Raw genomic sequence first — 19743 nt, forward strand, 5'->3', positions numbered from 1 at the left:
CGCAAGAGCCCTGGGCCCCGGGGAGCGGGGCCCGGACCGCGTACCGTATGCCCGTGACCACCGACACCGCCGCCCGTCGCGGGCCCTACGACGTCCTGTTCCGTCACGTGCTCGCCCGTCTCGACCCCGAGCAGGCGCACCTGCTGACCCTGCGGGCGCTGTCGCTCGCGCACGCGGTCCCCGGCGCGCCGCGGCTCCTGCGCCGCGCGACGGGCACGCCGGACCCGATGCGGCCCGCGGGCACCGATCGTCGCGTGCTCGGCGCGGAGCACGCCTCCCCGCTCGGACTCGCGGCGGGTCTCGACAAGGACGGGGAGCTCCCCCTCGCGTTCCTCGACCTCGGCTTCGGCCATGTCGAGGTCGGCACCGTCACCGCGAAGGCGCAGCCCGGCAATCCGCGCCCGCGCTCCTTCCGCCTGGTGGGGGACCGCTCGCTGATCAACCGCATGGGCTTCAACAACCACGGCGCTCAGGCCCTCGCCCATCGCCTCGCCGCGGCCCGACGCACCGAGCGCGGCCAGCGCGCGGTGATCGGCGTGAACATCGGCAAGTCGAAGATCACGGCGCTCGAGGACGCGGCCGAGGACTACCGCTTCTCCGCCGGTCTGCTCGCGCCCTACGCCTCCTATCTCGCCATCAACGTCTCCAGCCCCAACACCCCGGGGCTGCGCGACCTGCAGAGCGTCGAGATGCTCCGCCCGATTCTCGAGGCCGTCGTCGACGAGAGCCGCAGCGCCGCCCGTCGTCTGCGCCGCGAGGTGCCGGTGCTCGTGAAGATCGCCCCCGACCTCCACGACGCTGACGTCACGGCGGTGGCCCGCCTCGCCGCCGAGGTGGGGCTCGCCGGCGTCATCGCGACCAACACCACCATCTCCCGACCCGAGGAGCTGCGCGCCGACCGCGCCGAGATCGCGCGGATCGGCGCAGGCGGGCTCTCCGGCCCGCTGCTGGCCCGCCGCTCCCTCGAGATCCTCCGACTGCTCCGCACCGAGCTGGGGGAGGAGGCCGTGGTGATCAGCTGCGGCGGCGTGACCACCGCCGAGGACGTCCGCGAGCGGCTGGCCGCTGGCGCCGACCTCGTCCAGGGCTACACCGCCTTCATCTACGAGGGCCCGTCCTGGCCCGGGCGGATCGCGCGCTCCCTGCGTCGCTGAGCCCTGCCGTCACGGGAGTCACCGCGGGCGAGGCCCTCCCCGCACGGGCGCCGGGCCTACTCTGGAGGGATGGACGAGGACCTCTTCTCGCTGGGCGGTGATGCGCCCGCGCCGCGCACCCTGTCGGACCGCAACGTCGACCACCGCGCCCCGCTCGCGGTGCGGATGCGCCCCCGCACCCTCGAGGAGATCGTCGGCCAGCACGCGGCGCTGGAGCCCGGCAGTCCGCTGCGCCGCCTGGTCTCCACCGACGACTCCCGCACCGCGCCGAGCTCCGTGATCCTGTGGGGACCGCCCGGCACCGGCAAGACCACCCTCGCCTATGTCGTCGCGCAGTCCGGCGACCGCGAGTTCGTCGAGGTCTCCGCCGTGCTCGCCGGGGTCAAGGACATCCGCGACGTGGTGGACCAGGCCCGCTCCCGGCTGCGCACCGTCGGCCGCGAGACCGTGCTCTTCGTCGACGAGGTCCACCGCTTCTCGAAGTCGCAGCAGGACGCGCTGCTGCCGAGCGTCGAGAACCGCTGGGTCACCCTCGTCGCCGCGACCACCGAGAACCCCTACTTCTCGGTGATCTCCCCGCTGCTGTCGCGCTCGATCGTGCTCACCCTCGAGCCGCTCGCCCGGGAGGACCTCGACACCCTCGTGGACCGCGCGCTCACCGACGAGCGAGGGCTCGGCGGTGCCGTCACCCTCACGCGCGACGCCCGCGAGGCGCTGCTGCGGCTCGGCGGCGGGGACGCCCGCAAGATCCTCACCTCCCTCGAGGCGGCCGCCGCCGCGGCCCTGATGAAGGAGTCCAAGGAGATCGACGCGGCCACCCTCTCCCAGGCCGTGAACCGGGCCGCGCTGCGCTACGACCGCGGCGGCGACCAGCACTACGACGTCACCAGCGCCTTCATCAAGTCCATGCGCGGCAGCGACGTCGACGCCTCCCTCCACTACCTCGCCCGCATGATCGAGGCGGGGAGGACCCCCGCTTCATCGCCCGACGCGTCGTGATCGCCGCGAGCGAGGAGGTGGGCATGGCCGACCCCGCCGCGCTGCAGGTCGCGGTCTCGGCGATGCAGGCCGTGCAGATGCTCGGCATGCCCGAGGGGCGCATCCCGCTCGCCCAGGCCGTCGTCCACATCGCCACCGCCCCGAAGTCCAATGCCTCCTACAAGGCGCTGGACGCCGCGATCGCGGACGTCCGCGCCGGGAAGGGCCAGGGCGTCCCCGCCCATCTGCGCGATGCCCACTACTCGGGAGCGAAGAAGCTCGGACACGGGGTCGAGTACCAGTACGCCCATGACGCCCCGCACGCCGTGGTCGCCCAGCAGTACGCGCCCGACGACCTCGTCGGCACCCGCTACTACCATCCCAAGGGCCACGGGCACGAGGAGGTCACGAGCCGCCGGGTCGAGGCGCTGCGGCGCATCCTGGACCAGGCGCCGCCCCCGACCGGCGCGGGCGCGTGAGGCACTCCACAGGAAGCCTGGCGTGACCAGCCCCGTCGGACATGGACCCGGACGGGGGCGTGCGGTAGAGTCGGTCGCTGAATCCGCGGCTGCAAGACTGGATTCACCACACGCGAACAAGAGGTATACCTCGTGACCAACGTCACCCGTGCGCGCCGCCAGGCGCGTCTGTCCCGAGCCCTCGGGCTCCCGCTCACCCCGAAGTCGGTCAAGTACTTCGAGAAGCGCCCGTACCCCCCGGGCGAGCACGGCCGCGCCCGTCGCCGCACCGAGTCCGACTACGCGGTCCGCCTCAAGGAGAAGCAGCGTCTGCGCGCGCAGTACGCCCTCCGCGAGAAGCAGATGCACCGCGCCTACCTGGACGCCAAGAAGCAGCCGGGCCTGACCGGCGAGTCGATGGTCGAGCTGCTGGAGATGCGCCTGGACGCGCTCGTCCTGCGCGCCGGCTTCGCCCGCACCATCCTCCAGGCCCGCCAGGCCGTCGTGCACCGCCACATCCTGGTCGACGGCCAGCTGGTGGACCGCCCTTCCTTCCGCGTCGCGCCCGGCCAGACCATCCAGGTCAAGCCGAAGTCGCAGGCCATGGAGCCCTTCCAGATCGCCGCCGAGGGCGGGAACTCCGACGTGCTCGCGTCGGTCCCCTCCTACCTCTCCGTCGAGCTGCCCGAGCTGAAGGCCCAGCTCGTCTCGCGCCCCAAGCGCGCCGAGGTCCCCGTCACGGTCGACGTCCAGATGGTCGTCGAGTACTACGCGCGCTGACCTCTCCTCTCCGCGGCGCGACAGGCCCCGGCGGGTGTACTCCGGTACCCTGACCGGGGCCTTCGTGTCCGCAGTGCCGGCCGCACCACGGCCGTCCGCCCCACAGCATCCCGCCGCGCCGCCGACGCGGCTCCAGGAAGGACATCCCGCACCCATGCGCACCTCCGAGATCCACCGGCGGTTCCTCGCCCACTTCGAGAAGAAGGCGCACGAGGTCGTTCCCAGCGCCTCGCTGGTCTCGAACGACCCCTCGATCCTCTTCACGATCGCCGGCATGGTCCCGTTCATCCCGTACATCGTCGGCACCGAGAAGGCGCCCTACGACCGTGCGGTGAGCGTGCAGAAGTGCATCCGCACCAACGACATCGAGAACGTCGGGCGCACCACCCGCCACGGCACGTTCTTCCAGATGGCCGGGAACTTCTCCTTCGGCGACTACTTCAAGACCGGTGCGATCGACTTCTCCTGGGAGCTGCTGACCTCCTCCGTCGACGACGGCGGCTTCGGCCTCGAGCCCGAGCGGCTCTGGATCACCCTGTGGGAGCAGGACCAGGAGTCCTACGACCACCTCGTGCAGGTCATCGGCCTGGACCCCGCGCGGATCGTGCAGCTGCCCTGGGAGGAGAGCTGCTGGGACACCGGCCAGCCCGGCCCCGCCGGCTCCACCGGCGAGTGGTACTACGACCGTGGCCCGGAGTACGGCCCCGACGCCCCCACCGGCCGTCTTCCCCAGTGGCCCGGCGACGAGCGCGCCGAGGACCGCTATCTCGAGATCTGGAACCTCGTCTTCGACCAGTTCCTGCGCGGCCCCGGCAAGGGCAAGGACTACGAGCTGCTCGGCGAGCTCGACCAGAAGGCGATCGACACCGGCCTCGGGGTCGAGCGTCTCGCCTACCTGCTGCAGGGCAAGCAGAACATGTACGAGATCGATCAGATCTTCCCCGTCATCGAGAAGGCGCAGGAGCTCTCCGGCCGCCGCTACGGTGCGGACGAGGAGGACGACGTCCACCTGCGCATCATCGGCGACCACGTGCGCAGCGCGCTGATGCTCGTCGGCGACGGCGTGCGGCCCGGCAACGAGGGCCGCGGCTACGTGCTGCGCCGCCTCATCCGTCGCGCCGTGCGCTCCCTGCGCCTGCTGGGCTACGCCGAGCCGTCGATGCCGCACCTGCTGCCGATCTCCAAGGACCTCATGGCCGAGTCCTACCCGGAGCTCGAGGCGGACTTCGCGCGGATCGCCGAGATCGTCTACGCGGAGGAGGAGACCTTCCGACGCACGCTCGAGACCGGCACCGCGATCTTCGACCAGGTCGCGAAGAGCGCCGCGGCCGACGGCGGGCGCGTGCTGCCCGGCGACGACGCGTTCAAGCTCCACGACACCTACGGCTTCCCGATCGACCTGACCATGGAGATGGCCGCCGAGGTCGGGCTCCAGGTCGACGAGGACGCCTTCCGCTCCGCGATGCAGGAGCAGCGCGAGCGCGCCCGCGCCGACGCGGCCGCGAAGAAGACCGGCCACACCGACACCGGTCTCTACAACCGCCTGCTCTCCGAGCGCGGCGGCGAGGTGCCGTTCCTCGGCTACACCGAGGACACCGTCGCCACCACCGTCGAGTCCGTGCTCGTCGACGGCGCGCTCGTCGACTCCGTCCAGGCGCCCGCGCAGGTCGAGGTCGTGCTCGCCTCGACCCCGTTCTACGCCGAGTCCGGCGGCCAGCTCGCCGACCAGGGCAGCATCGCCCTGACCGGCGGCGGCCTGGTCGAGGTCGACGACGTGCAGAAGCCGGTGAAGGGCCTGATCGTCCACCGCGGGCGCCTCGTCGAGGGCGAGGTCGCCCCCGGCGTCTCCGCCATCGCGTCGATCGACCGCGACCGACGCGGGGCGATCGCCCGCGCCCACACCGCCACGCACATGGTCCACGAGTCCCTGCGCGAGGAGCTCGGCCACGGTGCGACCCAGGCCGGCTCCGAGAACTCGCCCGGCCGGATGCGCTTCGACTTCCGCTACGGCCAGGCCGTGCCGAAGTCCGTGCTCGAGCAGATCGAGGGACGCGTCAACACGCTCCTGCAGGAGGAGCTCTCCGTCACCGATCAGCAGATGCCGATCGACGAGGCGAAGGCGCTCGGCGCCCAGGCGCTGTTCGGCGAGAAGTACGGCGACATCGTGCGCGTCGTCTCCATCGGCGGGGATTGGTCCCGCGAGCTCTGCGGCGGCACCCACGTCGCGAGCACCGGCGCGATCGGTACCGTCCAGCTGATGGGCGAGGCCTCGATCGGCTCGGGCGTGCGCCGCGTCGACGCGCTCGTCGGCCTGTCCGCCTACCGCCACCAGGCCAAGTCCCATGCCCTGGTCTCCCAGCTCTCCGAGATGCTGAAGGTCGGCTCCGCCGAGGAGCTGCCCGAGCGCGTCCGCTCTCTCACCCAGCGGATGAGGGACATGGAGAAGCAGCTCGCGACGCTCCGCGGCCAGCAGCTGCAGGCCGAGGCGGGCCGCCTGGTCGACAGCGCCCAGGACGTCTCCGGCGTGCGCGTGCTGCTGCACGACGCGGGGGAGGGGGTCGCCGCCGGCGACCTGCGCACCCTCGCCACCGACCTGCGCGCCCGCCTCGGCGAGGACGCGCCCGTCGTCGTCGCCGTGGCCGGGCACGAGGGCGGTCGCGCCGCCCTCGTGGTCGCCACCAACGCCGGCGCCCGCGACCTCGGCCTCGCGGCCGGGAGCCTGCTGCGCACCGGCGCGGAGGCCATGGGCGGCCGCGGCGGCGGAAAGCCCGACCTCGCCCAGGGCGGCGGAGGCGAGCCGGCCCGCATCGCCGAGGCCCTCGCCGCGGTGCGCGGCGCGATCGAGGAGACCCGGACCGCATGAGCGGCCCGGTCGACGCCGAGGCGCCGACGGGCCTCCCGCGCGGGGTGAGGCTCGGCGTGGACGTCGGAGACGTCCGCGTCGGGCTCGCCCGCAGCGATCTCGACGGTCTCATCGCCACACCGGTCGAGACCCTCGAGCGCGACACGGCGGCGCGCCGAGTCGTGGAAGAGGCGGTCGAGCTGGACGCCCATGTCATCATGGTCGGGCTCCCGCGGTCCCTGGACGGGTCCGAGGGCGTGGCCGCGACGAAGGCGCGCGTGTTCGCCGCGGAGCTCGTGACGCTGCTGGTCGCGGGCGCACGGCAGATTGAGGTCCGCCTGATCGACGAGCGGCTGACCACGGTCTCCGCGCACAAGGCGCTGCACAGCTCCGGACGCAAGGGTCGCCGCCACCGCCAGGTCGTGGACCAGGTCGCCGCCGTGATGATCCTCCAGCAGGCCCTGGACCTCGAGAGGTCCACCGGGCGGCGCGGCGGCGAGCTCGTCGAGGAGCCGCCGAGCGCGACCGCGGAGGACCAGACCGAGGAGGACAGCTGATGAAGGACGAGGATCTCTCCTTCGACGAGCTCGCCGAGGCGCAGAACCCAGAGGACGACGAGGCGGCCGCCCCTCGCCCGCGCCGCGGCGGGCATCGCGGCGAGCCGCGGCGCCGACGCGGCGGATTCTTCCGCTCGCTGCTGCCCGTGCTGCTCGTCCTCGCCGTGGTCGGCGCCCTCGCCGTCGGCGGCTTCCAGGGGTACCGGTGGGTCACCGCGAACGTCAGCGTCGAGGACGAGGCCCCCGAGTTCGAGGGCCCCGGCAGCGGGGAGGCGCTCGTCGAGGTCGGCGAGGGCGACACCGGCACGGACATCGCTGCGACCCTCGTGGACCAGGGCGTCATCAAGACCTCCGCGCCGTTCGTCACGCTGTTCTCCTCCACCCAGGACGCCTCGAAGATCGAGCCGGGCGTGTACCGGCTGAAGAAGGAGATGACCTCCGCCGACGCGCTGACCATGCTGATGGACCCGGAGAACCTCGCCGGGCACCGCGTGATCGTCCCCGAGGGACTGCGCCTCACCCAGATCTGGGCGCTGCTCTCCGAGGAGACCGGCATCCCGGTGGAGGAGTTCGAGGCCGCCGCGAAGGACTACACCTCCTACGGCATCCCCGAGAACGAGGCCGGCACCCTCGAGGGCTATCTCTGGCCCGGCCGCTACGACATCCTCGAGGACCACACGGCCGAGGACGTCATCGAGATGATGTGGGGCCGGATGAAGGAGCAGCTCGAGCAGCGGGAGATCCCGAAGGACCAGTGGCACACCACCCTCACCTACGCCTCCCTCGCGGAGATGGAGGTGCGCAACCCCGAGGACTACGGGAAGGTCGTGCGCACGATCCACAACCGCCTCGAGGGCACAGGCGAGGCGAAGGGCTCGCCGATGAAGCTCCAGTTCGACTCGACCGTCCACTACGTGACGGGGAAGTCGGCCAGCGTCGGCACCACCGATGCGGAGCGGGCCACCGACAGCCCGTACAACACGTACCTCAAGGACGGCCTGCCGCCCGGCCCGATCGCCGCGCCCGGCGCCGAAGCGCTCGACGCCGCCGCGGACCCGCCCGAGGGGGACTGGCTCTACTTCGTGGCCGTCAACACCGACACGGGCGAGACCAAGTTCGCCTCCACCTGGGCCGAGCACGAGAAGAACGTCAAGGAGTGGCAGGAATGGGCGGCCTCGAAGGACTGAACCGGCAAGGACCGATCCGCCGCTTCGCGGTGATCGGCTCGCCCGTCGCCCATTCGCTCTCCCCGGTGCTGCATGCCGCCGCATACCGAGCGCTCGGCGTGGACGACGCCCGCTACGAGCGCTTCGAGGTCGAGGCGGGGGAGCTGCCCTCCTTCCTCTCCGACGGGCCCGGGCGCGAGCTCGAGGGCCTCTCGGTCACCATGCCCGGCAAGCCCGAGGCCTTCGCCCTCGCCGCCGAGCACGACGAGGTCTCCCGGCGGCTCGGCGTGGCCAACACCCTGCTGCGCCGCCCCGGCGGCACCTGGCGGGCCGAGAACCACGACGTGCACGGGATCGCCGCGGCCCTGCGCGACCACGGCGCTCGGTCCGTGGCCACCGGCGGCGTGGTGGGCTCGGGGGCGACCGCGCTCAGCGCGCTCGCGGCGCTGCTCGACCTCGGCGCCACCACCGTCCTGCTCACCGCCCGCAGCGCCGAGAAGCTCGCGCCGCTGCACCGCTTCGCCGAGGAGGCCGGCGCCGAGGCGGTCGAGATCCCCTGGTCCTCGCACCACGAGGTGCTCCGGGCCGATGCGGTCGTCAGCGCCCTCGCGGTGGAGGGTGCTCGAGCCGTCGCCGCCGCCTGGGAGGCCCGCGGCGAGGCCGGGATCACGCCGCCGCGGGTGCTGCTCGACGTGCTCTACGACCCGTGGCCCGCTCCCGTCGCCGCCGTCGTGCAGCAGGCCGGGGGAGAGGTCGCCGACGGCCTCGAGATGCTCGCCCACCAGGCCGACATGCAGGTGCGCTCGATGCTGCACCTCCCCGCCGCCCCGGTCGCGACGATGCTCGCCGCCGCCCGGGACGAGCTCGCACGGCGCCGGGGGAGCGCCGGGAGCTGAGCACCCTCCGCACCGCCCTTGTCCCCGCAGGTAAAGACGGGGTAAAGTGACGCGCGTCGCAGGGACCCGTCCGGGCCCCGGGAAGAGCGGGAGGGGACGGCGGCATGGAGCTGGCGAAGGACGGCCTGAACGGCGGCACGACGGCGCAGGGTGCCGAGGGGCTGGAGGCCGCACGGCAGGTGATCTCCTCCCCGGATGCCGTGACCGCGACGTCGATCCCCGCAGACCTCTCGACGGCCGCGCTGCGCCGCTGCACCGCCCTGGCCACCCGCGCCCGCGCCGATCTGCTCACGCGCGGCCGACAGGACGCCGCCGCCCAGCTCGCCGCGCTCCTCGAGGAGATGGGGAGCTGGGAGGCGTCCCACCTCCTCGACCCCGAACCGACCATGGTCGTGCTCGCCGCCGCCGCCCTCCAGGACCTCGCCGACCGCCTGCCGGTACCGGCCCCGGCCGGCCTCGAGGTGCGGATCGAGCTCGCCCTCACCGTCCTGCACGCCGTGATGGATCGGGGCCGGGTGGGCGCCCCGGCGTGATTGTCTTCACGTTCACCCTGGCAGAGGCGCTTTCTGGTCCGGAGCGAGGTTCGGACCGTGCTACTGTTCTCAAGTCAGCACGACGCACCTGTCCGGGTGGCGGAATTGGTAGACGCGCTAGCTTGAGGTGCTAGTGCCCGCTTTAGGGCGTGGGGGTTCAAGTCCCCCCTCGGACACCGCAGGGAAGGCCCCGGCTCACTCGATGAGCCGGGGCCTTCCGCATGTCTGGATCCCTGCGTCCCGGGAGACGACCGCACTCGGACGCGGAGGCGACCTGTCTGACAGGATGAGCTGTCGGCGGCTGCCCCGCCCGGCGTCGGCGCCGGCCCGCAGCCCGACCGCGTTCCCAGGACCCCGCGCCGTGCGGCGTCCCTCCGTCCCTTCCCCAAGGAGATCCCCATGGAGATCGAAGGCTGGTCCCAGACACTCGGGGCCGCGCCGCTGCTCGCGATCGCGGCCGGCGCCGTCGCGCTGATCCTCGTCCTCGTCATCCGGTTCAAGCTCCACGCCTTCCTCACGCTGATCCTGGTCAGCCTGCTGACGGCGTTCGCGACCGGAATCCCCTCCGGCTCGATCGTGGACGTGATGCTGGACGGCTTCGGCGGCACCCTCGCCAGCGTCGCCCTGCTCGTGGGCCTCGGCGCGATGCTCGGCAAGCTGATCGAGCACTCCGGCGGCGCGACCGTGCTGGCCGAGACGATGATCCGCATGTTCGGCGAGAAGCGGGCACCGCTCGCCCTCGGCGTCGCCTCCCTGCTCATGGGCTTCCCCATGTTCTTCGACGCGGGGCTCGTGGTCATGCTCCCGATCGTCTTCGCGGTCGCCGCACGGCTCGGCGGCCCCGTGCTGCTCTACGCCATGCCCTCGGCCGTCGCCTTCTCGGCGATGCACGTCTTCGTCCCGCCGCACCCCGGCCCCGTCACCGCGACGGAGCTGTACGGCGCGAACCTCGGCATCGTGCTGCTGATCGGCCTGGTCTGCGTGATCCCCACCTTCTACCTCACCGGCGTGCTGTGGGGTCGCGTGACCGCCAGGAAGTTCCCCTTCACCCTCGAGACCATGGGCGGGATCTTCGGAGGCGGCGACGGCGAGCCGGTCGCGAACCCGCCGAAGGTCGGCACCGTCATCGCGGTGCTGCTGCTGCCGATGGCGCTGATCTTCCTCAACACCGGCCTCGACTTCCTGCGCGCCGCCGGCGCGGTGGACGAGAGCGCCGTCTGGTACGGCGTGCTCACCACCCTCGGCTCCTCCGCCGTCGCACTGCTGATCTCGGTTCTCGTCGCGCTCCTCGTGCTCGGCTCCCGCCGCGGCGAGAACGGCTCCGCGCTCGAGAAGATCGTCGACTCCTCGCTCGGCCCGATCTGCTCCGTCGTGCTGATCACCGGCGCGGGCGGCATGTTCGGCGGCGTGCTGCGCTCCTCGGGCATCGGCGACGCGCTCTCCGGAGTGCTCGGCGACCTGGGCCTTCCGCTGATCCTCGCCGCCTACGTCATCGCCGTGGTGATGCGCGTCGCGCAGGGCTCGGCGACCGTCGCCCTCGTCACTGCCGCCGGTCTGATGGCGCCGGCGGTGGAGGCGGCCGGCTATTCGGCCGGACAGATCGCCGCGATCACCGTCGCGACCGCCGCGGGCTCCGTCTTCGCCTCGCACGTGAACGACTCCGGCTTCTGGCTCGTCGGCCGGCTGCTGAACATGGACGTGGCCACGACGCTGCGCACCTGGACCGTGCAGCAGACCCTCGAGTCCGTGATCGGGTTCGTCATGGCCGGAGCCCTGTTCCTGATCCTCTGAGCAGGAGGTGGGCCGGGGCGCGGGGGAGCGGGTGCCGGTCTGGAGCGGGGCAGCGTCGCCCCGAAGCCGAGGAGACCGCCGTGGCCGCAGCGTCGTCGGACGTCCCGCTCCCCGCGCCCGCCCCGGTGCGCACCCCCGCCTGGCGCTGCGCGCTGGGGATGTTCGGCACCTCGATCCCGATCAACCTGATCCGGCAGGCCGCGCACTGGTGAGGGGACGGGGACGGTGCGTGGGAGAATCCTCCTCATGGTCCACGTCTTCCTCCACGAGCCGGCGATCGCCGGGAACACCGGCAACGCGATCCGTCTGGCGGCCGTGACCGGCGCCCGCCTCCACCTCATCGAGCCGCTCGGCTTCGACCTCGAGGACGCGAAGCTGCGCCGAGCAGGACTGGACTATCATGACCTCGCCGAGGTGAGCATCCACCCCGACCTCGAGACCGCTCTCGCCGCGGTGCCGGACGCGCGGGTCTTCGCCTTCACCGCGCACACCGAGACCACCTTCGGACAGGTCGAGTACCGGCGGGAGGACGTGCTGCTCTTCGGCACCGAGCCGACCGGGCTGCCCGAGGAGGTCATGGCCCACCCGCGCATCACCTCCCGGGTGCGGATCCCGATGCTCCCGGCCCGCCGCTCCCTGAACCTCGCCAACTCGGTCTCGATCGCCGTCTACGAGGCCTGGCGCCAGCTCGGCTACGACGGGGCCGGGGCATGAGCCCTCGCGACCCCCGCCGCGCCGCGCAGCGCACCGCGCGCCGCATCGAGCGCCGCAACGCGCAGTTCCAGCAGTGGCAGTCCCTGCTGACCAACCGCACCAAGCGCAGCCGCGCCGGGGAGATGCTCGTCCAGGGCGTCCGCCCGATCACCCAGGCGATCGACCACGGCCACGAGATCCGCGCGCTGCTGACCGACTCGAGGGAGAACCCCTCCCGCTGGGCCCGCGAGCTGCTCGAGTCCTCGCCGGCGCCCGTCGTCCACCTCGCCCCCGAGCTGATGGCCGAGCTGGGGGAGAAGGAGGACGGGGCCCCCGAGCTGCTGGCCGTCGCCGCGATGCCCGCGGACGACCTCTCCCGCCTCGAGGCCGGGCCGCGCTCGACCGTGGTCGTCTTCGACCGGCCGACGGGGCCGGGGAACATCGGCTCCCTCGCCCGCTCCGTCGACGCGCTCGGCGGCGCGGGGCTCGTGGTCACCGGCCACGCCGCCGATCCCTGGGATCCCGCCGCGATCCGGGCGAGCACCGGCTCGGTCTTCGCCGTGCCCGTCCTGCGCGCCCCCTCGCACCGCGAGGTGCTCGAGTGGGTCGAGGGCCGACGCGCCGCGGGCGAGCCGTGGACGGTGCTGGGGCTGGACGAGGCAGGCGGCCACGAGGTCGCGGACGTCGACCTGACCGGGCCGACGCTGCTGGTCGTCGGCAACGAGACGGTGGGGATGAGCGCCGGGTGGAGGGAGGCCTGCGACGCGATCGCGGAGATCCCGATGAGCGGAAGCGCCTCGTCGCTGAACGCCTCCGTGGCCGGGTCCCTCGCCCTCTACGAGGTCGCCCGGCAGCGCCGGCGCGGCCGCTGAGCCGGGGCCCGCCCGCGATCGCCCTGGCGGTGCCGTCCGAGCGATGGCGTCCAGGCGCTGCCGTCCGGGTGTTGCCGCTCAGGCGGTGCCGAGCGCCGCGGCGACCATAGGAGCGCCCAGCAGCCCCAGGAACGGGACGGCCAGCAGCACCGGTCCGACGGCGAAGCGCGCCCCCGAACGCCGGGTCGCGAGCAGGACCACGCCGCCCAGCACCCCTGCCAGGAGCATCCCTGCCAGCAGCCCCGCCAGGAGCACCTCCCCGCCGAGTGCCGCCGACATCAGCACCACCACCGGCACCGTCTTCGCATCCCCCATCCCCAGCAGCGACGGGGCGAGGAGCCCCAGGAGGATGGCGCCGGCCCCGAGGGCCATGGCGATGATCGCCGCCGAGGACAGGGCGGGACGCAGCGAGGGGACCAGCAGCGCGAGCACGGCGAGGGCGAGGCCGACCCCGCCGGTGAGCCCGGCGACCCAGCGGTTCGGGAGCCGGTGCGAGGTGCCGTCGTGCCAGGCGAGCAGCGCCGCCGGCGGCAGGTAGACCACCAACAGCACGGCGAGCAGGAGCGGGGAGGAGACGGGCACGGGCCCATCCCACCAGATCCGCACGGTCCGCGCCCGGCCGGCGCTAGGGATGTGGACGACGGGCGGACGCCGCTTTTAGTCCGCTCTACAGCGTGGACTGCACCCGGATGATCCGCCGCCGCATCCAGACCTTCTTCCCGCCGCCCATGTACAGGCGGGTGCGCGCATGCTCCCAGCGCCCGTACTCCGCCTGCTCGGCGAGCTCGGCGCGGACCTGTCCGATCGAGCTGCCGCGGGGGACCGTGATGATCTGGTACTCGTAGTCCTCGAGGCGGCGCCCGCGCTCCACGGGCAGGTCGCGACGGCCACGGGGGTCGCTCACGTGCTGGACCTCAGCGGTGAGCGGGGTGCGGGGTCGGATCAACAGTTCCTCCTGAGCGCGATGACCTGGGACGGGGCCGTCGCGGCGTGAGATGCGGCACGGTCACTGCGGAGCGGGGGGCCGCCTGCGCATCCCGGTGCGGGATCACGGGGACGGCCCGTCGTTCTCCCCTGTCCATTGTGCCCTCGGACGATGTACGGTCCAACCATGAACACGGATCCTCGCTCCGCTCTCGCTGCGCTGATCGCCGCCCTCGAGCGTCACTACGAGGCTGCTGCCGCCTCCCGCGGTGACGACGACCCGGCCCTGGACGCCGCCACCGAGCAGCTCTCCACGGCCTTCGACACCTACGACGACGCCCTGTTCGACGCGTACGACATCGCCACCCCGCTGATCGTCTTCGACGGGGACGATGACGACGAGGACGATGAGGACGACGACTTCGACGATCTCGACGACTTCGAGGACGACGACTACGACGATGAGGACGACGAGGACTACGAGGACGACGACGAGGACCGCTGAGGTCGCGCTCGTCTGAGGCGCCGGCCGCTCCGGGCTCCCTGTCCGGCCGTCGGTCCCACCTCGTCCGCCGGACCTCCATGCAGTCTTCACCTCATCAGCGCCGCGCGGCGCCGGGCACCCGCCCGGCGCCGCGTACGCTGTGCGGGGTCGATCGCGGCGCTGCCGCAACCGTGACGCCGTCCGCGGCGACCCCGAGCGCGAGTCCATCGAGGAGAGTCCATGTCCTTCATCGAGGCGGTGATCCTGGGCCTGGTCCAGGCTCTGACCGAGTTCCTCCCGATCTCCTCCAGCGCGCACGTGCGCGTGGTCGGGGAGCTCATGAACCCCGGGGAGGACCCGGGTGCCGCGTTCACCGCGATCATCCAGCTGGGCACCGAGACCGCGGTGCTGATCTACTTCTGGAACGACATCACCCGGATCATCGGCAAGTGGTTCAGGGCCCTGGCCGGCAAGGTCCCGCACTCGGATCCCGATGTGCGGATGGGCTGGCTGGTGATCCTCGGCTCGATCCCGATCGGCGTGCTCGGGCTCCTCTTCGAGGACCAGATCGACCACAGCCTGCGGAACCTGTACATCACCGCCTCGATGCTGATCCTCTTCGGCCTGCTGCTGGGGCTGGCCGACAAGATCGCCCCGCATCGCAAGGAGCTCGATCAGCTCACGGTGCGCGACGGCATCCTCTTCGGTCTCGCCCAGGCCCTCGCGCTGATCCCCGGCGTCTCCCGCTCCGGCGGAACGATCACCGCGGGGCTGCTCATGGGCTACTCCCGCAAGGCCGCCGCCCGCTACGCCTTCCTGCTCGCGGTCCCCGCCGTGTTCGCCTCCGGTCTCTACAAGGCCGTCAAGGAGGTCCCGGTGCTCTTCACGGCCGACGGGCGCGCCGCCGCGGCCGCCGCGGGGGAGCCCTCGCTGGCCGCGATCGCGATCGCCACCCTCGTCGCCTTCGGCGTCGGCTACGCGGTGATCGTGTGGTTCATGCGGCTGATCGAGAACCGCTCCTACCTGATCTTCGTGATCTACCGCATCGTCGCGGGCGTGGTCCTGCTGGGCCTGCTCTGGTTCGGCGTGATCGACCCGCTGGGCGGCGCGTGATCCCACGTCGTCGGCGCCGATCGTATGATCGAGTGGTGCAATCCTGGACCACTCCTGAGCTGACCCCGCTGCCCGCCTCCACGACGCCGCTGCGGCTGTTCGACACCCGCACCGGGCGCATCGCCCCCGTGACGCCGCTCGTGCCGGGACACGCCCGCCTCTACGTCTGCGGGATCACGCCGTACGACTCGACCCACCTGGGCCATGCGGCGACATATCACGCGGCCGACCTCATGCGTCGTGCGCTCGTCGACTCCGGCCTCCGGGTCACCGCCGCCCAGAACATCACCGACGTCGACGACCCGCTGCTGGAGCGCGCCGACCGTGACGGGGTCGACTGGCGCGAGCTGGCCGAGTCCCAGGTCGCGCTGTTCAGCGAGGACATGGCGGCGCTGCGCATCATCGCGCCGGAGACCTACCGCTCCGTGAGCGAGGCGATGGACGAGATCATCGCCACCGTCGACACCCTGCGCGAGCGGGGCCGCGCCTACCAGGTGCCGACCCCCGACGCCGAGGGCGACGACTGGTACCACGACCTCTCCCTCGACGGCGCTCTCGGAGACGTCTCCGGCTGGACCGAGGAGCAGATGCTCGAGGTCTTCGCCGAGCGGGGCGGGGACCCCGACCGCGAGGGCAAGCGGGGCCGTTTCGACCCGCTGCTGTGGCGCGCCGAGCGCGAGGGGGAGCCTGCCTGGGACGGCGGCGCCCTCGGGCGGGGCCGCCCCGGCTGGCACGTGGAGTGCGTCTCCATCGCCGAGGAGGGCCTGGACCTGCCCTTCGACATCCAGGCCGGCGGCAGCGACCTCGTCTTCCCCCATCACGACCTGAGCGCCGCCCACGCGGTCGGCCTCGGCCGCCCCTTCGCGACCTCTTACGCGCATGCCGGGATGGTCGCGTACGAGGGCGAGAAGATGAGCAAGTCGCTCGGCAACCTCGTCTTCGTCCACCGCCTCGTCCGCGACGGCGTCGACCCGATGGCGATCCGTCTGGTGCTCATGGCGCACCACTACCGCAGCGACTGGGAATGGTCGGACACGGAGCTCGAGGGCGCGCAACAGCGCCTGGAGGCCTATCGCGCCGCCGCCCGCCTCCGCGATCTGCGCCCCGACGTCGTCGAGGCGCTGCGCGCCGCGCTGCGCGACGACCTCGACACCCCGGCCGCACTCGCGGCGCTCGACGCCTGGGCCGCGGGCGACGAGCTCCCGGGGACCGCGGGCCGCGAGCTGCCCGGGGACGCCCCGGGCGATGTCGCCGCCGCGGTCGACGCCCTGTTCGGGATCACGCTGATCGGCTGAGCCCGCAGGCCGGGAGGCTCAGTCCGTCTCGCGGCGACGCCGCAGGAACTGCTCGAACTCCTTCGCGATCGCGTCGCCGCTCGCCTCGGGCAGCTCGGCCGCGTCCTGCGCCTGCTCGAGGCGCCGCACGTACTCGGCGACGTCCTCGTCGGTGCGGGCCAGCTCGTCCACCCCGCGCTCCCACGCCTCGGCGTCCTCCACCAGCTCGCCGAGCGGGATCGGCGCGCTGATCAGCTCCTGCACCTCGCGCACGAGGCCCAGCACCGCCTTCGGGGAGGAGTTCTGGGAGACGTAGTGGGGGACCTGCACCCAGATGCTCGTCGTCCTCAGCCCTGCGCTCGCGGTGCGGCGGGCGAGGATCGTCGGCACCCCGATGGGTCCCGAGTACAGCTCGGAGTCCTCGACCCGCTGCGCGGGCACCGGCTCGACCTGCGAGGAGACCGGCAGGGGGCGGCTGTGCGGGGAGTCGGCGAGCAGCGCGCCGAGGGAGACCACCGAGGAGACGTCGAGCGCCTGCAGCTGCTCGAGCACCTCGTCGCAGAACCTCTTCCAGCGCAGCGACGGCTCCGGTCCGAGCACCGCGACGATCTCCGGACCCCGCGGCGGGGTGATCAGGTGCAGGCGGGTGTCGGGCCAGTCCACGACCCGCAGCCCCTCATCGGTGGTGCGGATCTCGGGCCGGTTGACCTGGAAGTCGATGAACTCCTCGGCGTCGACCGCGCCGACGGGCCGCGAGGGCCACACCTCGAGGAGATGCTCGATCACCCCGGTGGCCGCCTCGCCGGCGTCGTTCCACCCGCTGAAGGCCGTGATGGCGATTCGACTCATCGCTCCATCATAGGCTCGTCGGGCCCTCGTGCCGGGGCCGGGCCGTCTTGAGCCGGGACGCAGGAGCAGGGACTATCCTCGCCCTGCCCCGGGGAGCCGCCCCGCGATCGAGGAGGCCCCATGCCACGGACGATGCTGAGGATCGGCGCGCTGCCGCCGCTCCAGGTCAGCCCGGCCACCCTCGTCACGGTGCTGCTGGTGGCCGTGCTGATGTTCCCCTCGCTGCAGGGGCCGGGCCTCTCCGCCGGGCGGAGCGCGCTCGTCGCCCTCGGCCTGGGCCTGTTCCTCATCCTCTCCGTGCTGGTCCACGAGCTCGCCCATGCGCTCGTCGCCCGCGCCTTCGGGGCGAAGGTCGACCACATCGCGCTGACCCTGTGGGGCGGGCACACGCAGTACCGGGCCGAGCGGATGCCCGCGATCGGGTCCGTGCTGGTCTCCCTCGCCGGACCCGCGAGCAACAGCCTGCTCGCCGCGGCGACCGGCGCCCTCGGCGCGATCGCGGCACAGGGCACGGTGCTCTCGGTCGCCGCCTCCTTCGCGACCTGGCTGAACGTGGTCCTGGCCCTGTTCAACCTGCTCCCCGGCCTGCCGATGGACGGCGGGCGGGCGCTGGAGTCCCTGCTCGCCGCGGTCCTGCGCCGTCCGGTCCTCGGCACCCGGATCACCGCCTGGATCGGACGTGCCATCGCCGTCGGCGTGGTGCTGCTGCCGCTGTCGCGGATCGTGCGCCTCGGCGGAGCGGGCGGCTTCTCCCTGCTGACGCTCCTCTGGGCGCTGCTCATCGCGGGCCTGCTCTGGCAGGGGGCGAGCCGCGCCCTGGAGGAGGCGCGCGTCCAGGAGCGGGTGGGGGCGCTCGACGCCGTCGCGCTCGCCCGGCCGGTGCGCCTGCTCGCCCCGCACACCCCGCTCGCCGCCCTGCCCGACGGGCCGGGGGCGGAGCAGGTGCTGCTGCTGGATCCCGCCTCCCCGCGCCCCGGCACCGTCGGCCGGGCGCTGCGCCTCCAGGGGGAGGCGGTCGCAGCGGTCCCGCCGGGGCACCGCGAGCAGGTCCCCGCCTCCGCCGTCGCCGAGCCCGTCGGGGACGTGGTCGCGCTGCGCACGGGCCTAGGCGGCGAGGAGCTGGTCTCCGCGATGCTCGCGCGCCCCGCGCCGGTGTACCTCGTGGTCGACCCCGACGGGCGGCCCCAGGGCGTGATCCTCAGCGCCGACGTGAACACGCTCCTGCGCGGACGGTGAACAGGCCCGGTCACCGCGCTGGTCCGGCCCTATGCTGGAGAGCATGACTTCTCAGCCGCCGCCCGCCGCCGACGACACGGCGTCGGGCCCCGCGCCCCGCGCGCCCCGTCGCGGCCTCGACCGCACCGGTCCCTTCGCCCTCGGCGACAAGGTCCAGCTCGCGGACTCCAAGAACCGCCTGCACACCATCACCCTGAAGCCGGGCGGGCAGTTCCACTCCCACCGCGGCGTGCTCCACCACGACCAGCTGATCGGCGCCGAGGACGGCACCGTCGTCGAGAACAGCCACGGCATCCGCTACCAGGCGCTGCGGCCCCTGTACGCCGACTACATGCTCGCCATGCCGCGCGGCGCCGCGATCATCTACCCCAAGGATTCCGCGCAGATCCTCATGTGGGGCGACATCTTCCCCGGGGCGCGCGTGCTCGAGGCCGGCGTCGGCTCGGGAGGGCTGACCACCGCGCTGCTGCGCGCCGTCGGCCCCGAGGGATCCGTCCACTCCATCGAGCGTCGCGAGGACTTCGCCGAGGTCGCCCGCGAGAACGTCGGCACCTTCTTCGGGCTCGAGGAGGAGGCGCTGCACCCGCGCTGGGACCTCACCGTCGGCGACTTCCAGGACGTCGCCCCCACCCTCGGCACTGCCGCGGTGGACCGCGTGGTCCTGGACATGCTCGCCCCCTGGGAGTGCGTGGAGGCCGCCGCGGACGTGCTCGTCTCCGGCGGCGTGTTCCTCGCCTACGTCGCCACCGTCACCCAGCTCTCCCGCACCGCGGAGGCGCTGCGCGACCACGGCGAGTTCACCGAGCCCCACGCCTGGGAGTCCTTCGTGCGTCCCTGGCACCTCGAGGGCCTCGCCGTGCGCCCCGAGCACCGCATGAACGCGCACACCGGCTTCCTGCTCACCGCCCGCCGCACCGCCCACGGCACCGAGGCGCTGCGCCGCGCGACCCGGCCCGCGCCCGGCTCCCGCGACGAGGAGGAGCTGAACCACCCCGACAACGAGGGCTTCGGCGGCGGCTCGGGCGAGTGGACCGCCCAGGACGTCGGCGAGCGGGGCGTCGCACCCCGCAAGCTCAAGCGCGCCCTGCGCGACATCCGCCAGGGCCGGGACCGCTGAGCCGCACCATCACAGACCACCGAGGA

At 72.9% G+C, this 19743-nt stretch carries 19 protein-coding genes, 1 tRNA gene and 1 pseudogene; 18 read left to right on the plus strand and 3 right to left on the minus strand.

The genetic code is table 11. The features are described from left to right. Positions 1 to 47: 47 nt before the first annotated feature. From RBL05_RS01525 to RBL05_RS01585, 13 genes and pseudogenes are all read left to right on the plus strand, one after another. Complete coding sequence (locus RBL05_RS01525) at positions 48 to 1154, plus strand: quinone-dependent dihydroorotate dehydrogenase (RefSeq protein WP_308740834.1); 1107 nt, start codon at positions 48 to 50, stop codon at positions 1152 to 1154. Between the two features lie 69 nt (positions 1155 to 1223). Then, positions 1224 to 2611 (plus strand): annotated as a pseudogene (locus RBL05_RS01530) (replication-associated recombination protein A). A 132-nt stretch (positions 2612 to 2743) separates the two neighbouring features. After that, positions 2744 to 3370, plus strand: a complete 627-nt coding sequence (gene rpsD, locus RBL05_RS01535; RefSeq protein ID WP_010551614.1) for a 30S ribosomal protein S4 — start codon at positions 2744 to 2746, stop codon at positions 3368 to 3370. Between the two features lie 154 nt (positions 3371 to 3524). Next, on the plus strand, positions 3525 to 6233 hold the full coding sequence (gene alaS / locus RBL05_RS01540; RefSeq protein WP_308740832.1) for an alanine--tRNA ligase: 2709 nt from the start codon (positions 3525 to 3527) through the stop codon (positions 6231 to 6233). After that, a complete protein-coding gene (gene ruvX / locus RBL05_RS01545; RefSeq protein ID WP_308740831.1) occupies positions 6230 to 6769 on the plus strand; it encodes a Holliday junction resolvase RuvX in 540 nt (179 codons plus the stop codon). The genes alaS and ruvX overlap by 4 nt, the downstream gene beginning before the upstream one ends. Then, complete coding sequence (mltG, locus tag RBL05_RS01550) at positions 6769 to 7956, plus strand: endolytic transglycosylase MltG (RefSeq protein WP_308740830.1); 1188 nt, start codon at positions 6769 to 6771, stop codon at positions 7954 to 7956. Before ruvX ends, mltG begins: the two co-directional genes overlap by 1 nt. Beyond that, positions 7935 to 8831 (plus strand): shikimate dehydrogenase, encoded by an 897-nt coding sequence (locus RBL05_RS01555; RefSeq protein WP_308740829.1) that lies wholly within the window; start codon positions 7935 to 7937, stop codon positions 8829 to 8831. Before mltG ends, RBL05_RS01555 begins: the two co-directional genes overlap by 22 nt. Before the next feature lie 104 nt (positions 8832 to 8935). Then, positions 8936 to 9364, plus strand: coding sequence for a hypothetical protein (locus RBL05_RS01560; protein WP_308740828.1), 429 nt, complete (start codon positions 8936 to 8938; stop codon positions 9362 to 9364). 90 nt (positions 9365 to 9454) lie between these two features. Beyond that, positions 9455 to 9540, plus strand: a tRNA-Leu gene (locus RBL05_RS01565). A gap of 229 nt (positions 9541 to 9769) precedes the next feature. Further along, entirely contained in the window at positions 9770 to 11155 is a 1386-nt protein-coding gene (locus RBL05_RS01570) for a GntP family permease (RefSeq protein ID WP_308741143.1), read from the plus strand. Positions 11156 to 11235: 80 nt separating this feature from the next. Next, positions 11236 to 11367, plus strand: a complete 132-nt coding sequence (locus RBL05_RS01575) for a hypothetical protein (protein ID WP_308740827.1) — start codon at positions 11236 to 11238, stop codon at positions 11365 to 11367. A 34-nt stretch (positions 11368 to 11401) separates the two neighbouring features. Beyond that, positions 11402 to 11869: a tRNA (cytidine(34)-2'-O)-methyltransferase gene (locus RBL05_RS01580; RefSeq protein ID WP_062950816.1), complete on the plus strand. Its 468-nt coding sequence runs from the start codon at positions 11402 to 11404 to the stop codon at positions 11867 to 11869. Then, a complete protein-coding gene (locus RBL05_RS01585; RefSeq protein ID WP_308740826.1) occupies positions 11866 to 12720 on the plus strand; it encodes an RNA methyltransferase in 855 nt (284 codons plus the stop codon). The genes RBL05_RS01580 and RBL05_RS01585 overlap by 4 nt, the downstream gene beginning before the upstream one ends. Before the next feature lie 78 nt (positions 12721 to 12798). Here the strand turns inward: RBL05_RS01585 and RBL05_RS01590 are convergent, their stop codons facing one another. Together RBL05_RS01590 and RBL05_RS01595 are read right to left on the minus strand one after the other, a co-directional pair. Next, on the minus strand, positions 12799 to 13302 hold the full coding sequence (locus RBL05_RS01590; protein WP_308740825.1) for a hypothetical protein: 504 nt from the start codon (positions 13300 to 13302) through the stop codon (positions 12799 to 12801). 85 nt (positions 13303 to 13387) lie between these two features. After that, a complete protein-coding gene (locus RBL05_RS01595; RefSeq protein WP_010551602.1) occupies positions 13388 to 13666 on the minus strand; it encodes a DUF5703 family protein in 279 nt (92 codons plus the stop codon). 165 nt (positions 13667 to 13831) lie between these two features. Here RBL05_RS01595 and RBL05_RS01600 point away from each other — a divergent pair, with 165 nt between their 5' ends. The 3 genes from RBL05_RS01600 to mshC all read left to right on the plus strand — a co-directional run bounded on the left by RBL05_RS01600 (position 13832) and on the right by mshC (position 16536). After that, positions 13832 to 14149 carry a DNA primase gene (locus RBL05_RS01600; RefSeq protein WP_308740824.1) on the plus strand — a complete coding sequence of 106 codons (318 nt, stop codon included), beginning with the start codon at positions 13832 to 13834 and terminating at the stop codon, positions 14147 to 14149. A 219-nt stretch (positions 14150 to 14368) separates the two neighbouring features. Next, positions 14369 to 15241 carry an undecaprenyl-diphosphate phosphatase gene (locus RBL05_RS01605; protein ID WP_308740823.1) on the plus strand — a complete coding sequence of 291 codons (873 nt, stop codon included), beginning with the start codon at positions 14369 to 14371 and terminating at the stop codon, positions 15239 to 15241. A gap of 35 nt (positions 15242 to 15276) precedes the next feature. Next, complete coding sequence (mshC, locus tag RBL05_RS01610) at positions 15277 to 16536, plus strand: cysteine--1-D-myo-inosityl 2-amino-2-deoxy-alpha-D-glucopyranoside ligase (protein WP_308740822.1); 1260 nt, start codon at positions 15277 to 15279, stop codon at positions 16534 to 16536. Positions 16537 to 16554: 18 nt separating this feature from the next. On the opposite strand, the gene RBL05_RS01615 is transcribed toward mshC, so the two are convergent. Then, entirely contained in the window at positions 16555 to 17364 is an 810-nt protein-coding gene (locus RBL05_RS01615; RefSeq protein WP_308740821.1) for a PAC2 family protein, read from the minus strand. Positions 17365 to 17484: 120 nt separating this feature from the next. Here RBL05_RS01615 and RBL05_RS01620 point away from each other — a divergent pair, with 120 nt between their 5' ends. Then, positions 17485 to 18600 (plus strand): site-2 protease family protein, encoded by a 1116-nt coding sequence (locus RBL05_RS01620; RefSeq protein ID WP_308740820.1) that lies wholly within the window; start codon positions 17485 to 17487, stop codon positions 18598 to 18600. Between the two features lie 43 nt (positions 18601 to 18643). Further along, positions 18644 to 19717: a tRNA (adenine-N1)-methyltransferase gene (locus RBL05_RS01625; RefSeq protein WP_270407753.1), complete on the plus strand. Its 1074-nt coding sequence runs from the start codon at positions 18644 to 18646 to the stop codon at positions 19715 to 19717. Positions 19718 to 19743: the final 26 nt, after the last annotated feature.

It is taken from the genome of Brachybacterium sp. GU-2 (assembly GCF_030866705.2).
GTDB lineage: Bacteria > Actinomycetota > Actinomycetes > Actinomycetales > Dermabacteraceae > Brachybacterium > Brachybacterium conglomeratum.

Excerpts from the sequence above, each read along its gene's own strand:
- RBL05_RS01605 (WP_308740823.1), top strand. The coding sequence starts at position 14,369 with ATGTCCTTCATCGAGGCGGTGATCCTGGGCCTGGTCCAGGCTCTGACC.
- RBL05_RS01600 (WP_308740824.1), top strand. The coding sequence starts at position 13,832 with ATGAACACGGATCCTCGCTCCGCTCTCGCTGCGCTGATCGCCGCCCTC.
- RBL05_RS01625 (WP_270407753.1), top strand. The coding sequence starts at position 18,644 with ATGACTTCTCAGCCGCCGCCCGCCGCCGACGACACGGCGTCGGGCCCC.
- RBL05_RS01560 (WP_308740828.1), top strand. The coding sequence starts at position 8,936 with ATGGAGCTGGCGAAGGACGGCCTGAACGGCGGCACGACGGCGCAGGGT.
- mltG (WP_308740830.1), top strand. The coding sequence starts at position 6,769 with ATGAAGGACGAGGATCTCTCCTTCGACGAGCTCGCCGAGGCGCAGAAC.
- RBL05_RS01615 (WP_308740821.1), bottom strand. The coding sequence starts at position 17,364 with ATGAGTCGAATCGCCATCACGGCCTTCAGCGGGTGGAACGACGCCGGC.
- RBL05_RS01580 (WP_062950816.1), top strand. The coding sequence starts at position 11,402 with ATGGTCCACGTCTTCCTCCACGAGCCGGCGATCGCCGGGAACACCGGC.
- alaS (WP_308740832.1), top strand. The coding sequence starts at position 3,525 with ATGCGCACCTCCGAGATCCACCGGCGGTTCCTCGCCCACTTCGAGAAG.
- RBL05_RS01585 (WP_308740826.1), top strand. The coding sequence starts at position 11,866 with ATGAGCCCTCGCGACCCCCGCCGCGCCGCGCAGCGCACCGCGCGCCGC.
- ruvX (WP_308740831.1), top strand. The coding sequence starts at position 6,230 with ATGAGCGGCCCGGTCGACGCCGAGGCGCCGACGGGCCTCCCGCGCGGG.
- RBL05_RS01525 (WP_308740834.1), top strand. The coding sequence starts at position 48 with ATGCCCGTGACCACCGACACCGCCGCCCGTCGCGGGCCCTACGACGTC.
- RBL05_RS01620 (WP_308740820.1), top strand. The coding sequence starts at position 17,485 with ATGCCACGGACGATGCTGAGGATCGGCGCGCTGCCGCCGCTCCAGGTC.
- RBL05_RS01555 (WP_308740829.1), top strand. The coding sequence starts at position 7,935 with ATGGGCGGCCTCGAAGGACTGAACCGGCAAGGACCGATCCGCCGCTTC.